The sequence below is a fragment of the Candidatus Vicinibacter affinis genome, assembly GCA_016714365.1.
In the GTDB taxonomy this organism is placed as follows: Bacteria; Bacteroidota; Bacteroidia; order Chitinophagales; family Saprospiraceae; genus Vicinibacter; species Vicinibacter affinis.
On sequence record JADJNH010000005.1, the window covers coordinates 986,154 to 1,003,805 of the forward strand.

12 protein-coding genes are annotated in these 17,652 nt (G+C 38.2%); 9 read left to right on the top strand and 3 right to left on the bottom strand.

From position 1 onward, the window contains the following. Positions 1 to 2 precede the first annotated feature (2 nt). The 7 genes from IPJ53_04075 to IPJ53_04105 all read left to right on the top strand — a co-directional run bounded on the left by IPJ53_04075 (position 3) and on the right by IPJ53_04105 (position 9,923). A complete protein-coding gene (locus tag IPJ53_04075) occupies positions 3 to 308 on the top strand; it encodes a hypothetical protein (protein MBK7798267.1) in 306 nt (101 codons plus the stop codon). Positions 309 to 338: 30 nt separating this feature from the next. Further along, entirely contained in the window at positions 339 to 962 is a 624-nt protein-coding gene (locus tag IPJ53_04080; GenBank protein ID MBK7798268.1) for a response regulator transcription factor, read from the top strand. 10 nt (positions 963 to 972) lie between these two features. Next, a complete protein-coding gene (locus IPJ53_04085) occupies positions 973 to 2,346 on the top strand; it encodes a hypothetical protein (protein MBK7798269.1) in 1,374 nt (457 codons plus the stop codon). 170 nt (positions 2,347 to 2,516) lie between these two features. Beyond that, a complete protein-coding gene (locus IPJ53_04090; protein ID MBK7798270.1) occupies positions 2,517 to 6,338 on the top strand; it encodes a pre-peptidase C-terminal domain-containing protein in 3,822 nt (1,273 codons plus the stop codon). Between the two features lie 341 nt (positions 6,339 to 6,679). Beyond that, positions 6,680 to 7,780 (top strand): hypothetical protein, encoded by a 1,101-nt coding sequence (locus tag IPJ53_04095; GenBank protein MBK7798271.1) that lies wholly within the window; start codon positions 6,680 to 6,682, stop codon positions 7,778 to 7,780. A gap of 373 nt (positions 7,781 to 8,153) precedes the next feature. Beyond that, positions 8,154 to 9,164 (top strand): multidrug transporter, encoded by a 1,011-nt coding sequence (locus IPJ53_04100; protein ID MBK7798272.1) that lies wholly within the window; start codon positions 8,154 to 8,156, stop codon positions 9,162 to 9,164. Between the two features lie 9 nt (positions 9,165 to 9,173). After that, a complete protein-coding gene (locus tag IPJ53_04105; GenBank protein ID MBK7798273.1) occupies positions 9,174 to 9,923 on the top strand; it encodes a hypothetical protein in 750 nt (249 codons plus the stop codon). 44 nt (positions 9,924 to 9,967) lie between these two features. Here the strand turns inward: IPJ53_04105 and IPJ53_04110 are convergent, their stop codons facing one another. Beyond that, complete coding sequence (locus tag IPJ53_04110; GenBank protein MBK7798274.1) at positions 9,968 to 10,741, bottom strand: tetratricopeptide repeat protein; 774 nt, start codon at positions 10,739 to 10,741, stop codon at positions 9,968 to 9,970. A 43-nt stretch (positions 10,742 to 10,784) separates the two neighbouring features. Beyond that, entirely contained in the window at positions 10,785 to 12,119 is a 1,335-nt protein-coding gene (locus tag IPJ53_04115; GenBank protein MBK7798275.1) for a caspase family protein, read from the bottom strand. A 518-nt stretch (positions 12,120 to 12,637) separates the two neighbouring features. Between IPJ53_04115 and IPJ53_04120 the strand changes: the two genes are divergently transcribed. Beyond that, positions 12,638 to 13,177 (top strand): hypothetical protein, encoded by a 540-nt coding sequence (locus tag IPJ53_04120; protein MBK7798276.1) that lies wholly within the window; start codon positions 12,638 to 12,640, stop codon positions 13,175 to 13,177. A 562-nt stretch (positions 13,178 to 13,739) separates the two neighbouring features. Here IPJ53_04120 and IPJ53_04125 read toward each other — a convergent pair. Then, positions 13,740 to 16,220, bottom strand: coding sequence for a caspase family protein (locus IPJ53_04125; protein MBK7798277.1), 2,481 nt, complete (start codon positions 16,218 to 16,220; stop codon positions 13,740 to 13,742). A 292-nt stretch (positions 16,221 to 16,512) separates the two neighbouring features. On the opposite strand from IPJ53_04125, the gene IPJ53_04130 reads away from it, so the two are divergent. Then, a complete protein-coding gene (locus IPJ53_04130) occupies positions 16,513 to 17,574 on the top strand; it encodes a PLP-dependent cysteine synthase family protein (protein ID MBK7798278.1) in 1,062 nt (353 codons plus the stop codon). Positions 17,575 to 17,652 lie beyond the last annotated feature (78 nt).

Below are 17,652 nucleotides of genomic sequence, written 5' to 3' on the forward strand. Positions count from 1 at the left end.
ATATGAAATATACAACAGTGTATCTGGATGGTAAATGCATTGAAGTTTACAACACTTTGCTTGGAAAGGAAATCATCAAAGTAGATCAGCAGATAGTGAGTGAACAATACAGCATTTTTGGTGGAAATCATACATTTGAAATTGATGGAGTTCCGTATGAAATGAGTTTTCATTTTACCATACATGGAATCGCTTTTGATATAATCAGGAATGGTAAGCCGATTGTGGAATCAAATAGAGGAGGATGTTTTGCAATTATGGGTTTGATTGTAATCAGTGTGCTGGTATTTAAACTTATCTTTGGTTAAGCAAAGCACAGTAAATAATACCATAATAAAATGAAATTAGCCATTTTAGAGGATTTGCGGGAAGTAGCAGAAATGTTGAAAGAGGTATTTTCTGAACAAGAAGATATGTCTTGCAAGCAGGTATATTTTAATGCCGAAGATGCCATGCAGTTTTTGACAAAGAATCCGGTGGACATACTCATCGTGGATATTGGATTGCCGAAGGCGAGTGGGATTGACGCCATAAATTATTTGAGTCAGTATTGTCCGGGGATGCAGTTTTGTATGTTTACAGTTTATGAAGATGACGAGAAAATATTTCGATCACTTCAGGCAGGGGCGAAGGGTTACATTTTGAAGGGTTCGGCTCCTGAGAAAATAATAGATGCTGTGAGGGAATTGTACAAAGGTGGTTCTCCCATGAGTCCGAGTATCGCAAGAAGAATACTGGATGTTTTTCAAAAATTACCGGTTGCACCGGCTCCGCAGAATCTACCAATCACACCCAGGGAAAAACAATTGCTGGAACATCTTGCCAAAGGATTGTTGTACAAGGAAATTGCTGACTTAATGGGCATCACAACCGGAACGGTCAAGCAACACATCCACAAGATCTATGAAAAGTTGCAGGTAAGCAACCGGACAGAGGCCATTAATAAATTGAATCAACGATAATATTTATTTTATGAAAAATTTGATGAGACAATTCTTTGTTTTAGTAAGCTTGAGCTATATGACATTGTTCTGCCATTCCATGCACGGTCAGGAAATATTTTGGCAGAAACGATATGGTGGCTCAGATTTAGACAATGTGAATAGTGTAATACCAACTAGGGATAAAGGATATTTGATATTATCCTATTCAAGTTCCGGCATTTCCGGAGACAAGACAGAACCATGCTTTGGCGAATATGACATTTGGTTGTTAAAATTTAATCGCCATGATACACTGGAGTGGCAGAAAACAATTGGCGGGAATAAAGCAGATAGTCCCGTTGGCGCATTCCAAATGGAGGATGATGGATATTTGATATTGGCAAATTCTTCCTCCGGAATTTCCGGTAATAAAACGGTTGCAAGTAAAGGTGGTGATGATTATTGGTTGATTAAGTTGGATCGATTGGGTAAAATTGAATGGCAGAAATCTATTGGTGCGGACAGTACTGATTCTCCTTCTGTTTTTATCCAAACTGTTGATGGAAATTTTATTGCTTGCGGTTCAAGTTATTCCGGCATTTCGGGAGACAAAACAGAGAAGTCCAGGGGAAGAGTTGACTTGTGGTTGGTTAAAATAGATAAAAATGCAAACATCATTTGGGACAAGACTGTTGGTGGAAATCATGATGATGTCTGTAGTGGTGGATTTGCTTTGTCGGATAGTTCCTTCACAATCTCTGCCACCTCTATTTCCAAAGTCAATGGGGACAAAACAGTGCCACTCATTGGAAACGATGACATTTGGGTTTTGAATATTAATTCTTATGGGAAGATTATATATCAAAAGGCCTTGGGCACTGCAATTGCAGACAATGGGGCCCGTGCAATGGTGGAAGTGGGAGATGACATTTGGGTATCTGGAAATATCGGGAACAATTCCGGTGCAAAACCACAGTTTGATCCTGCCATTTATTTATTGGATCGAAAGGGCACTTTAAAGGATTCTTTTATTTTTGAAGCGGATAAGGATGATGCTATTTCAAGGATTTCGTCTACTTATAATGGCGGATTTTTTTCATCTGTAGTGAGCAAATCCGGTATAAGTGGAATCAAGTCAGATACTTCCAGGGGCGGACGAGATTTATGGTTGGTCAGATTGGATAAAAATAAAAAGTTATTGTGGGACAAAACATTCGGTGGGAATTTAGATGAATCGGCTCCATCATTTATTGAATATGAACCTGGGCATTATTTAATTTTCTGCACCAGTTCTTCACGCATTTCCGGAGATATTAAAGTAGACGGAAAAGGAACGAACGATATACTAATAATTAAACTCAAAGATCACACCATTCCTAAATGTTGCTTCCTAAGATGGTGGAACAAGATCTTTAATGGTTAAAATATTTTAGAGAACATTTTTTTAGAAGCTTAGGAGGCCGGTATATCCGGCCTTTTTTATTTTACAGGATGCATTGATTTGTAAAAGACTAACTAAAGTTATATTTCGTTGGAAAGGAGGGTGGATAATTTTGTGTGGTTATTAGTTATTAACCATTAAAAATTTTATTCATGAAGCATTTTTTACTTTTCGTTTTATTTTTTTTAAATAGTTTTATTTCTTCCTTTTTAGTTGCGCAGGTAAGTCCTGAAGTGTCCTGGATTAAGGAACTGGAGGGTTTAAAGGATGATATTGTAAATCAAATTGTTCCAGCTTCTGATGGAGGTTATTATGTAATAGGAGCTACTAAATCCTCAGATGCGGATTATAAATTCTGTTACACCTGTGGAGAAGGTGAATACAGGGGGTTTGTAATGAAACTGGATTTTGAAGGAAAAATAGTATGGTCTAGAATCCCTGTTGGTGATCAAAGCCAAAAGGATATTTACCACAATGGTTGGTTTGCCGGAGTGGAAGTAAATGATGGTATAGTGGTTTTGGGATACAGTAATTCCGGTCCGAAAAGTAGTCTGGATAACAATTCGCATATTGTTAAGTTGAATAAGTTCACCGGGGAGCTTATATGGAGGAGGAATATTGGAGATTTTGTAAAAGATTACTACGGTCATGATGGATTTGCAATTGTTGCTACCACAGAAGGATTTCTTGTTGCGAGTAGAAGTGACGCCAATTATCAGAATATGGTTTTGGTTAGGTTAAGTCATGAAGGAACAGAAATCAATAGACGGACTATTGAGAATTTTAAATTTTCACCAACTCCTATATTGACATTTGGTGGTGCACCCCAAAAGGAGTCCAGCACAGGTGGAAATGGATATTCCGTTAATACGCATAATTTGATTCAAAAAACAAATGATAACAATTTTATCATAGCAGGAGTCATGGATGTCAATGAACCCAGTAATAAGTGTTTTATATATCCATCAGATTTGCGGGTATTAAAAATTAATGCTGCCTTGAATACAATTTGGGATAAAAAATATACTACGCCTACTGCAGACCAACCAATGGATTTAGTCATACTTCCAAGCAATGAAATAGTGATGTTGGGTAGTTCTTGCGCGGCAGATAATGAACCCAGAGGGCCCTTCAATGTGAATCATTCTAAATGGTTGCTTAAATTAAATCCAATTGGTGATTTTAAGGCTATAGAGAAACTTGATGAATATTCGCAGTATGGGTCTAAAGAAACCGTTGGTATAAGCCTGAGTTGCGACAATAAAATTTTACTTTCCGGTCAGGCTTGGTCTTCTATTGTAGTATTCCCATTTATTGAGAAGAAGGAACTTGACATGAAAACAAATATTTGGTTTTCTTATTTGGATTTAAGTTTTTTTCTAGGAAACATAAATGATATTACACTTGACAATTCAAAGAATATTATAGGATGGGGAAGAGCCTATGGATTTGGAGAAAATATATTTTTGGGTAAGTTAAAAAGTGAATGTGGTTCCACCGGAAGATGTCAGAATGCCACCCCTATCCAATGTGGGCAAACATTGTCCGGAACAACAGTGGGCGTGACATCCACTTTCAGCAGAACGGATTATACTTGTCACAGTACCAGTTCTCCATTCGATGGAGGAGATGTCGTGTATGAATTTGAAATGAATAATGGAACGGGTAATCTGGATATCAGTTTGATCAGCAACACAGACCTTGATGTGTTTTTATTTAACCGATGTGATGCCACAGGATTGAATTGCATTTCCAAGAGTATTTATCCAACCAGACCTTCAGGTGGAAATGCAGAATTAATCAGGTATTATGATTTGCCCAATGGTACTTACTACATAGTCGTGGATGGAGCCAGAACAAGTAATAACGGAATATTTGAAATTACATTGACCTGTGGTGTATTAAATTGCCTGGATGCTAAAACATTGACTTGTAATCAAGCGCTGACGGAGAGTAATTCTGATGGAATAAACAATGCGAGCTCTTATTGCGGTATTAAAAACACCGCGGGATCTTTGAATGGTTTTGCAGGAAGGGGAAAAGAAAAAGTTTATCAATTCACCATCAATCAAGCACAAACCGTGAAAGTAGATTTGACCGGAATGTCCTCCGGATCTGATTTTGATCTATATGTACTTTCAGATTGCGATCCGGATAAATGTGTAGCTTCAAGTTTCAATGCGGGTACCCAAAATGAGACCGTCAGTCCTATGTTGGGTCCGGGAGTATATTATGCAGTCGTTGAATCCTATTATGATAAAGTAGGTAGTTATACCATCAAGGCCAGTTGCACGACGGGTGGTGGTACCATTCCGCGTCCGCGAATTGTTTTACCTATGGGTTTGGTGGGAGAGACCGGTCAGGAGTTAAAATATCCTATTACTGCGAGTAATTTTAGGAATATGGCGGCTATGGAATTTTCCATAAACGTTGACGATCCAACTATTTTAAATATTATTGGGGTGGAAGGTAAAGCTATAACGCCTGCATATAATCTGGTATCCAGTTCGAATATAGGACTCAGTTGGTTCTCTTCCAATCAACCTACCGTTACCGTGCCAGATGGTGAAGTATTGTTTAATTTGATATTTAAAATAAAAGCTACTTCAGGCAGTACTGCAATTTCTATTACCGATAAGCCAACAGTCCCATATGGGCTTGCAAATAATAATGGGGTCTTACAAACGGTAAGCCTTGAAATAGGGGATGGACTTGTAACTGTGAATGAGAGTCTGGTACAATTATGCGGAGAGGTTACCAAAGAAGATGGCAATGCAATTACCGGTGTCACCCTTGACTTGTCTGGATCAAAAATTGAAAGTGGAGTAAATCAAGTTTCCGGAAATTATTGTTTTGCCAGTTTACCAAAAGGCGGTTCGTTTTCCATAAAACCTAAGAAGAATACCAATTATAGAAATGGGTTGAATGGCAGAGATCTTTATTTAATGCAGAGACATATTTTGGGTGAAAAAATAATTTCTCCATATCGCATTATTGCAGGAGATTATAATGGTGACAATCTGATCAATGGTCGTGATTTGTATCTGACGCAAAGATTAATATTAGGTGATTCTACCACTTTGCCAATAGGTTCCTGGAGATTTATTCCAAAGTCCTATAAATTTCCGGATTACACCAATCCATTTATTGGAAATCTGAGTGAGAAGATTGATTTAAATAATTTGGGTCAATCTGCCATTGGTCAGGACTTTATTGGCGTCAAGGTTGGCGATGTGGACAATACCTCTACTTTTGCAGGGAATGAATTGAGCAGTCGCAGTGGAGCACCTTTGAAGCTAAGTCTTTCAAAACACAAGGCTCAACCAAATTCGTTGGTCACCTTAAGTCTGAGTGCATCAGGTTTTCAAAATATTACATCCATGGATTATACCTTGCAATGGGATACCACTGTAATCAAGTTTGTTAATTTTGAAGCACCTGCCAATAATCCATTGGGATTGAGTGCAGGAAATTTTGAAGCGACCACCAGTCCCGGAAAATTGATTTCTACCTGGTTTGATCTTGGTACCGGAAAGAGCGTTAATGATGGGACAGTCATTGCAAAATTTGTTTTTCAAGTGAAAGGAAATATAGGACGGAGTACACCCATTCAATTTGTAAATTCTCCGGTACCATTATTGGTTTATGACCGGTCAGGTAAAATACAGGTTGATACAATTTCCGGCAGTGTAGAAATTGCCAATGTAAATTCCACAAATTCAAAAGTAGCAGATCAGGTAAACATTTACCCAAATCCAGCACAAGATGAAATTATTATAGATTTTCTGGACGGTTATGTTCATGCTCAAGAAGTTAAGCTGTATGATTTGAATGGAAAGGAGGTCAACGTTCATGTTAAAATGGAAGACAGGAAAATTGTATTGGATGTGCAAGATATTTGCAATGGAATGTATTTTCTTAAATTGGATCAAAATGGCAGGAGCACTCTAAAGAAAGTATTTATTCAGCATTAAAATTGTTTTGATATAGATTTTTTTTAATCAGGCAGTGTGTGAACCATGCTGCCTGAATTTTTATTTGAATACACCATTCCAAATGATGCAATTATAACTTGCACTTATTTTCCAAATATTAAAAAGAAATTAAAATATTTTAATAAGAAAAGGTCATTATAATTATTAACCTAAAAGAATTAAGCAATAAGATTTAAATCCAATCAATCACTTAATTCACGCTTTTCATCAGCTAAAAGCTTCAATTGGTAAAAAACATATGGCTACCCTGACATGGCCAAATACCTTTGATCCCGGTTAAGGACTTTTACAATTTAATAATCAAATTCAATTTTATTCTCATGAAAGGAAATTTACTCAAATTTTTTATTCTGATTCCATTGCTAGCATGTATCAAGCTGATGGGACAGGGCTGTGTAGCCATACGCAGTACAGGGTCCACCTGTGGATTACAATCTAACACTACTCAACCTAACGATGGATGGCAATTCAATGCCTCCTACAGGAATTTTAAATCATTCAGACATTTCAGGGGAAAGGAAGAAGAAGAAGAGAGGGTGGCAAATGGTTCGGATGTAAGAAATTACACCAACAACTTTGATCTTTCCCTTACTAAGTTCCTTGGCGATAGATGGTCATTAAGCATCTTTTTACCTTTCCAATCTACTTCAAGATCTTCCCTCTATGAACATGATGGCAAGACCAGACATTTTACTTCCGCTACCGGAATGGGAGACCTTAGATTTACTGTTGGTGCATGGTTATTTAAGCCAACCAGCAAAGGAAATCTTCAGGTAGGACTTGGATTAAAACTGCCTACAGGAGATTACAATTACCAGGATTATTTCTACAAGAATGACACTACCTATTCTTTTGGACCGGTAGATCAGTCTATCCAGTTGGGCGATGGCGGAACAGGAGTTTCCTTTGAGCTTAATGGATTTTTCAATATCGTTCGATCACTTGGGGTGTATGGTAATTTTTATTATCTTGCTAATCCACGTGAACAAAACGGTGTATCTACTACAAGAGGAGGAACAGCAAGTGCCACTGCCATTAAATACAAAACCAATACGATGAGTGTTGCAGATCAATATTTGATCCGTGGTGGAGTGAATTACAACCTTAAGAATTTTGCAATTACAGCAGGCGTAAGAATGGAGTGTGTTCCAAGTGAAGACCTTATTGGTGGAAGCAATGGTTTCAGAAGACCCGGATATGTCATCGCTGCAGAACCTACGATATCCTATCAGATCAAATCATTGAATATTTTTGCTGCAGTGCCATTTGCTTTAGAGCGCAACAGAGTACAAAGTTATTCCGACAAATTAAGATCGGCTGACACCGGAACAAAAGTGGTTGGAGATGCAGCATTTGCAGATTATTCTGTGAGTGTAGGAATATCATACCGATTCAGTAATAAAATGCATGTGAGAATGTAATATTAATTACAGACATTTTGCATTGTTAAGGATTTTTAAAAATGAGTTAATACCAGACTTACTTACTAAATGCCGCCTTAGTCCCTCATCCGGGCTAAGGCTTTTTTATATAATTTCAACTCGATATATTTTTTTTACATGATGATATTTGTGTTCCAAATTTTATAAATTTGGTATTCAACTTTATTTCTTAAAATAACAAATTTATCAGTTCCATTGCATGTGAAATGGACAATCATCCCATTTGCACATTCCAGAATGCTCTAAGCTAAATGCTTATAAGCCTAAACTTAATTTCCTGGCAATTTTATACCTTAGCGCCGATGTGAATATTGTTCCATAAATTTGATCTACATTTTAAAGAAATATAATCGTGCACGCAGGAAATTCATATAAATTTAAAGAATTTATTCTTTGGACCCGAAGGAACATTTACAGTTTGTTGGTGATCGGTATCATTCCAACATTTTTGTATCAGTACATGGGTTTTAAGTGGATTGCCATTCCATGGACAGTGGTGGCTTTGTTGGGTACAGCCACTGCATTTATTGTGGGGTTTAAGAATACACAGACTTACAGCAGGACCTGGGAGGCAAGACAGATTTGGGGTTCTATTTTAAATTCCAGCAGATCCTGGGGCCTTTGGTGCAGGGACTTCATCATAGATGATAAGAAGAGCAGCAAATTATTGATCTATCGGCATTTTGCCTGGTTGACTGCCTTGCGGTATCAGATGAGGGACAGCAGGATTTGGGAAACCACGACCAAACCATACAATGCAGAATTTATGAATTTTTATACCATTCCGGAAAGAACCATTCCATTAGAAGAGGAATTGAAAAAATACTTGGATGAGCATGAATTGAAATATATTCTCAGTACCAAAAACAGGGCCGTTCAGATAATTGGTTTGCAGTCTGCTACGCTGAAAGAATTATTTGAGTTAAAAAAGATCGATGATTTTCAGTTTGTCGAGATGCAAAAATTGTTGAAAGAGTTATATGATCATCAGGGGCGAAGTGAGCGGATTAAGAATTTCCCCTATCCAAGACAATTTGCTACCATCAATGCTTTTTTTGTAAAGTTATTTTGCTTGTTGTTGCCATTTGGAATGCTCATTGAGTTTGATAAATTAAATCTTGCCATGGAGGGCATGATGAAGGGTCATATGGTTTGGTTGGTTATTCCGTTCAGTGTTTTGATTTCCTGGGTGTACACTTCACTTGAACAGGTGGGAGAGAGTACAGAGAATCCATTTGAAGGCAGTGCAAACGATGTACCTATTTCACAAATGAGTAGAACCATTGAAATAGATTTGAGAGAAATGCTGGGAGAAACTGATTTACCACCGGCTATTACTGCAACCAATAATATTATTTTATAATTTAAGAATATGAAGAAACGAGAGAAATTAGCCATCATTCGTAAGATTTATCCACACGCCATGACCACCATTGACAGCGTGAATATGCTCATTGATTTTGTTGAAAATGAATTAGATCTGGAGCCCAGACAAATCATGATTGCAGACAGCATTTGCAGTGATGATGTCAACAGCATTCAATATCCGGCAAGGACGCAGGAATTTCTTGGACCTTTTAAAATGGGGGGCTTAGATGGATTTCCATTTACCGGACTGACCGGGATGGCTGCATTTGCCAGTCATGTACCGGACGAGGGCGGTGTTTTTATTTATTACGGTCCGCATATAGGGATAACAAAAAGTGGGGCAATTGGGGAGATTCACCGCTTTGGCCAGACAAACAATACCGGCTGTTGTGGAGCAGCAAAAGGGGCTTTGAGAAAATTGATGAATCAAGAAATTACGCCAGATAAAATTACAGAAATGGATTATCAAATGAATACCATTGAACAAATTTTATTTCAAAAAAAGGAGAGGATTTTAACCTCAGAGATTCCATTATACGAAGCCACGGAAGTTATATATGAAGCCATTGATCAACGTATCAACGAGTTGGTTGCTGCCACCAAATACAATTGTAAATACGTTATTTTGATGGGTGCTATTCTGATTAACAGTGACAGCGACATGGCATCTTTTACTACGGCCAAGAGATTTGATGTAATCAATTTGGATACATGGGAAAGAAAGAATTTATTGGAACATTTTTTAATTCAGTAAATTTTATAAAAAACTAAAATTCAACCTTTTCCTGATTGATTAAATTATTTCATTTCATCTGTGCTGCATTTTTCCATGAGGGAGTTGAATTCCGGTAACTCATGTAAGCTTTTAAAATCTTCATCTTCCGAAATGGAATTCATGTCTTCGAATTTCTTTTTGCAGGCTAGCTGAAGTTGTTTAATAGCGTCTTGGTCGTGGCCTGTCAATGCATAGATTCTGGCTATTTCAAAGTGAGGATCAGGATATTCCGGGTCTAATTTAATCACTTGTTTGAAACAATAGATCGCCTGTGATTCTAGGCCTTCCACCATGGTGTACAAAAAACCAAGGTCTTCCCAGGTAAAGTCATCTTCAGGATCCAGTCTGAGGATACTCAGATAGTATTCTTCTGCTTTTGGATAATTATCGCTTTCAAAATAAATGGATGCCAGTTCGTACATGGCATCTGTATGATCGGGATCTTTCAGGATTACCTCCTCCAAAACTTTAATGGCCTCTTTGGTATACCCTTGTTGGTGTAATGCGAGTCCATAGCCGAATGCTGCGTCCAGGTCTTGCTGAGAATATTTTTCAAATTGTTTGGTTGCCTGTTCTACATTACCGGATTTCAATTCCACAAAAGCTTCTGCTACTTCATTATTTTCTATTTTTTCTGTCATGTCCCTGGACCCCAATCCCATCCTTTTGTCCTTAGGTCTGGTTGTGGTTTTCTGCATGGAATTTATCTTTGGTTTGAGGGGTTTAGAACTGCTTTGTGCGATCAGTGCAGAGGTAAAAAATAGGAAGGTCAGAAAAAGCGAAAAAAATGTTTTCATGGTCGATAATTAAATATTGAAAAATTTATTTTTGAGTGTTGCCTTAATTATTTAGTGTCCGAATATAAGATTTAATATTTTGGTGGGATGGGTTATCAGCCAAAGCAGGTAATGATTTTATTATTTTTTGTCGAAAATCTGCATTCAGATATTTTTTAAAATCGGCTGTAAGTACATTAATAAATTCTTCCAAATCATTTTTTTTAACTGCATCAAATAAATCCTCCATACTAAAATCAAAATTTTCCTCAGCACTTTTCTGATCATAACCAAGTTCGTCCATCCATTTTAAATAAATATTTAGAGTCCTGTCTTCTTCTTCATTGGATATGTTTTCATCGTCTATCCATCCAGTGTATAACATCAGGATAGGTAATTCTTCTAATGCCAATTCAACACCTTCGTTTTTGTCGTATTGCGTTTCCCAAGTCGAATTGTATTCATTGGTTGCGATATCATCCACAGGGACTTGTTCATAATTGCTGCCACCCACATCCGGAACGCTGATGTTTAGTTTGGCATAGGTGCATTCATTCTGATATTTACCACTTCCTTCTGAATACATTTTCTCTGAATTTTTTACAATAAGGAATTGAGGCTTTTGATCAGATTTTTTTTCCTTCACCTCATTGCTGGCTTTTCTTAATATGCTGGCCCAGGAGGTAGGCTGGTTGGAATTTCTAAAGCCAAAATTCATGACATCAATCAGTTCGTTGATGTAGTAACTACCTTCTTCGTCGTTGGTATAAGCGAATTGGCCGGGCAATGAAGCCGAGGTTAGAATATGTCCCCTAAACTTAGTCAATAATTCAAGATTTCTAAGATCATTTTGATCCGGAGTAGATTGTTCTTTTTTATCTAAAACTTCGTGTTTATTTTTTGAATCTTGTTGGCCAAATTCCGTATTGCAGCTGTTGCCGATGGTAATGGACATCCTTGGATTTATGGCGATGAGGGCATGATGAATCCAGTCGAGTGGCACACCACAAGTTGCGAGTGCTGAGCCGGACCCGGAAAGATCTGCATGGCAATAGTATAAGAAAGGCCACAATACATTGTCGTCTTCCTTGCGGAACCCATGTCCGGAATAAATAAATACGACGGCATCGTCTGGTCCACAGCTGAATTGTTGGAAAAATGAAAAAACGGAGTTTTTATCAAAGTTCAACTGGTGAAGTTGGAATTCCATGCCTGCATATTCGGCAATATCCTTAAAAAAAGAAGTAGAGTGGTCATAATCTTTTTGACAACCAGGGAGTATATCCTGATTTATGTTGTCGAAACTCTGTATGAGGTGGATGGTTTTTTGGCTAAAAATTTGGGTGGGAAATACAATAACGATCAGTGAAACAAGTATAGGAAAAAGCAATCTTAACATAAAAGGTCTTTGAGGTAAAGTTAAATGATTATTCTGGTTTATAATCGCAGCAATAGTTATTTCGAGCCTCCCGGCTTGAAATTTATGGATTGTTTAACAAGTTCCAGTTTTGAACCACTTTTAGGACTGTCCTAATGCAGGGCGTTTTTTTGAATGATTGACATACCAGGCTACATTAAAAATGCTATGATCTTATGCCATCGCAGTTTAAAATTGCGACGAACAATGGGGACAACCCTGGTTATTACGAGCTTCCTAGCTTGAAATTTACGCAAACTTTGTTTGGTACTGCTATTAATCATCGTAATGTTATGAGCTGGAAATCATCAAACAACCGTGTCCATTAATTATTATATAATAATATTAATAACTATAAACGAAAATAGTTAGCTTTGAATTAAGTTGAAACACCACATAGTGAAATGTTCAAATTACTTTGCTGACATACACATATTGTTTTTGAGAGCGGTTATCGATGATAAGGTACAAGTAACTAAAATTATTAAAATTCATTAGTTATGAAAAGATTGTATATATTATTAACCATTATTTCGATTTTATCTTGCGAAAAAAACAGCATTTTTGATAATGATGGCTTCTATGGAGAGGGAAAGGCAAAGCTTGATGAGGTAGAATGGAAAGGCAGTACCGGTATTTTTAAAGCAAAAAAATATTGCTTTCCAGATACCTGTGTGGCTATATTAGTCGAGGGTTACAATAAAACTAGATCAGTGCGCAGCAAAATAATAATTGATCAAGTTTTCTTGAAAACTGGGAAATTCTATTTTAATCCTATTTATCCAACATACCTCGATACTTTGTACAATTTTTCATATCAAGAATTCAAAGGTGATGCTGCTTTAGAGAATTATAGTATTATTGAGGCTGATTCGAACAATTATGTTGAAATCAAAGAACTTAATATGAAAACCGGTGATGTCAGGGGAAGTTTTCAAGCCAGAGTGATTTCAAATTCTGGTTGGCCTTCAAATGGATCTCTTCCTGATACCATTGACATTACAAATGGAAGTTTTTATGGGAAAATTAACTGGAAGTAATCAGCTGGGAAGCATCAAACAACCGTGTCCCGTAATGTTTGACGCTGGGAGACGACCAATTTGTAACAATTTTCAAATACTATAATTTTCAAATTTTCTAATTTCACTAAGCATTGTTTATAACTGCGACGAACAATTGTGACAACCCTGGTTATTTCGAGCTTCCTAGCTTGAAATTTACGTGGACTTTGTTTGGTACTGCTTTTAACCACCGTTATGTTTGACGCTGGGAAGCATGACCGAACGATCTCTGCTTCAGCAGAGTATCGTGCGACAGCACGATAAGTAAGGAAACCCTGCCTGACTGCGTCTGCAGGCAGGCGCAAAAGCGGCTTTACGTAAACTTTGTTTGGTACTGCTTTTAATCACCGTAATGTTTGACGCTGGGAAGCATGACCGAACGATCTCTGCTTCAGCAGAGTATCGTGCGACAGCACGATAAGTAAGGGAACCGCGAAAGCGGCTAACGGAGACGAACAATTGGGAACAATTTTCAAATTTTCAAATTCTCTAATTTCCCTTAGCATTATTTAGAACTGCTATGAAAAAATAGAGAGGAGCATTATTTAGGAAAATACTTTTTATATAATTCCTTATAGCGCGTTGTCTTTAAAAGTTCAGTGAGTTTATCTTCCGATCGGATCATATCCATCAGGTATGATGATTTGGATAGTTTTATTTTTTTAAAACAGAGTGTAAAATGCTCCAGGGCTTTTGGTTTATTTCCTATCATGTGGTAGTATAACCCAAAAAGATATTGCGCATCGGCACTGGTCGGATATAAATTGAAGTAAGTCTGAAATAATTGCAGAGCTTGTTTGTTCTCATTCTCTTCTAGAAGTTCTAATCCGCGGTTGCGGACTAATTCTGTTTTTTCTTTTTGCGTTAAAGGTGACCGTTTAAGAAGAGAGGAAATTTTATTCCATTGTTGGTGATACAGAAAAATCAATCCCGCATAAGCACTTTGATTTAGTGAATCGGATCTAATGGCATATTTCATATTTAGTTCTGCATCGGTAAGATTTCCATGACTGTAATAGTGAATTGCCAAATTTGCATAAGCTGCGGAATAATCCGTTTTAAATTTGATTGCTTGTTTGTAATTTATCTCAGCGGAGTCTTGTTCTTGGAGATGATCGTAAAGGTTGGCCAATTCAAAATATGCTTCCGGATATCCGGCATCTATTTTCAAAGATTGACGATAAAGATTTTCGGCTTCTTTAAATCTGCTGGTGTCTGTTTCAGTAAGCAATAATCCGAGATACAGATGATAGTCTTTATAATTTGCGTTTAGTTCCAGGGCTCTGCAATAAGAAAATTCAGCAGAATCGATTTGATTTAATTCTTTGTAGAGATTGCCAAGATTCATATAGGCTGAGGAGAAATCAGGTTTATAGTGGATGGCCAATTGATATAATCCGACAGCAGATGCAAGGCTATCTTCATTGGCATAAATTTCTCTTATTGCCGACGCAAGATTGTTGTATGGGATAGCCCATGTGGGGGACCATTCGATTGCCTTTTTTAAATGTGTCAATGCTTTTGGGTAGTCTCGTAATTCCAAAGACAGCAGACCTAATTCATTGTGAATGTAAGCGGCTTTATCTTCCAATGCCAAAGCAGAGTCTTGTTTGCTTCTGGATTTTTCTAAAAGTTTTTTGGAATTTACTTGTTGGCCTTTCATTCTGAGCACCAATCCATCAAAATACAATTGTTTGGCTTTAGTCTGTCTGTATCGAGAATCTCCCGGCCCCATTATCTCCATTGCCTTACTTAGATATTCCGCAAGCTGCACATATTTGTCATCGGCATTTTCTCTAAGTTCTAATTCTTTGGGATCGGTATTCAGATAGGATACAAGTGCTTGCTGAACAGGATCTGTTAAAGCAACGATCATCTTTTCATTTAAGATTCCACGAACTCCATAGAATGCACTATCTGAATAAAGAGACTCGTACCATTTATAAGCACAATTGTCTAGCGGTTTGATCAGATAGGAATTTTCAATGGATTCTATAAATTTTTGATAATTGTTTCGCCCCTCTGAGGTAGCAAGATGTACAAGCACGGAATTGATGATGCCTTTATTTACCTCTTCAAATACCTCTGGATTTTTTTCGGTAGTATTTATTACTGCTGCTGGAAAAAGAGATTCTTGTTTTTTTCCGCCGAAAATATCCGGGTGTTGTGCCTTTCCTGAAGCCAGATGCACTTTTTCCTGGAGGTAGCTTTCCAGTTCGTAGAGATCCACTTCTCTGATGGTATCCTTATTTGCCTCACCCTCCAGGCCTTTGAGCAGGTAATACGAAAAGAGACCTCTTCCATTTCCCCATCGTTGATGTTCCAATGAGCTTTCATATGGTTGGCAGGACATAATTTTTACCTCACTGGAGAATCTTTTCATCAGTTCCATGGCGGTAGCCTCTTTGCCACCGATGCGATCACCGGCAAGCGCACCAGAATGGCAGGCATCCAGGATAACAACCACCTTAACCTGGGATCGGGTCAATCTACCTATAATAGAATCATTCAGATAGTCAATGTCCAGTCCATTCAGGGGATAATTATTTTTTGGGGTGTCGTGTGCGAGCAGGTAACCTTTTTCACGATTGCTTTTTGTCTCTACATCTCCATGACCGGAAAAGTAAATAATGGCCTTGTCATCTTTCTGACAGCTTGTGATGAGCCAGTTCAGAATGGACTGAATGCCTGCAAGGGTGGCATTAGAATCGACAATGACTTTAAGCTGGTCCTTACCCAGTCCGCCGCCCCGAGGATCTTGCAGGAACTCGGCAAAAATATTAGCATCTCTGTGTGCATACCTAAGGTCCAGAATTCCCGGGTCCATGTAGTTAGAGACGCCAACTATTGCTGCATAAGTCTTTCCTGATGCGGAATTTTTCGATTCTTCCTCCAGGGGTACGGCGCCCTTGGTCATGGGGGCTTGAATCTGTGCCGACAAGTTCTGTACATTGCAGAGCAATACCAGGGACAGATAAAGTCGCCAGTGCAATGGAATAGTCAGAAAATATGAAAAATACAAGATTGTTGATTACCCAGGATATGACCTGCTGAGTTTGGGACAAAAATAAGGCCAATTGTTTTACCGGCTTACAAACATCCACTAGTAAAGGATTAAGTTTGCTGCAGAATCAAAGTTGTGATTTTTGATACAGGTTTAAAAGTTCAGTTATTAGCAAAGAATGAAAGTCCAATTAACAAATTTAATATTTCAGATTAAGTGGTTCGATTTACCACATAAACGATATATTTTTTATAACTTACCTCCCGAGGTCTGAAGCTTTTTGAGTAAATTTAATGTAAAACCAAGGGTCATGAAAAACAACAGAATAGCGGGCATTAAAAGTTTGGTTGGCAATACACCACTTTTGACCATCCGCTTAAACTATAAAGGGGAGGAAAGGATTGTATATGCCAAAGCTGAGAGTCTTAACATGACAGGCAGTGTAAAGGACAGGATGGCTTTTCACATCCTGGGGAAAGCTTATGAAAAAGGCACCCTCCTTCCCGGCATGCAAATTTATGAAGCCACCAGCGGCAATACCGGAATTTCTGTGGCAGCCATCGGCAGGGCATTGGGTCATCAGGTCAATATATTTATGCCCGACTGGATGAGTATGGAGCGCATCAATCTCATCAAAAGTATGGGGGCTCATATTTGTTTGGTGAGTAAAGAGGAAGGTGGATTTTTAGGGAGTATAGAAATGGCAAAAAATGCAGCTGCCAGTTCGCATGGTTTCGTTTCCAGTCAGTTTTCCAATGAGGATAATGCCGAAGCACATTATCTGACAACAGGACCGGAGATATGGTGGCAGCTTAAGGCAATGGACTTAAGTCCTGATGCATTTGTCGCTGGTGTGGGATCCGGTGGCACTGTCATGGGTGTAGGAAAATTCCTTCGGGAGCAAAATCCTGCCATCAAAGTTTACCCACTTGAACCGGCAAATTCACCCACCCTTAGCACCGGATACAAAGTAGGAAAGCACAGGATACAGGGAATCTCAGATGAGTTTATTCCCGCCATTCTTCATTTGGAAGATTTGGACGAAGTAATTGCTGTGGATGATGGAGATGCCATCATCATGGCACAAAAATTAGCCGCCGAACTGGGTTTGGCGGTAGGTATTTCTTCGGGAGCTAATCTCCTCGGTGCTTTGATGGTGCAAGATCGGATTGGTAAGGATAAAATAGTGGTGACTATACTTTGCGACAGCAATAAAAAATATCTGAGTACGGATTTATTGAAAACAGAACCTGTGAAACCCGGATTTATCTCCTCTGATGTGGAGTTGCTGAGCTTTAGTGCACAGAAACGAGTCTGCAGGGTTTGTTTTGATCCGGAAGAAGCCAGGCTGGAATATTTGAAAACTGTTTAGTTTTGCAAATTGCTCATAGCGACTCTTCTTCACAGGTGTATTTAAGCTAACAGCATATTCGTAAAATGGTATTCAGCA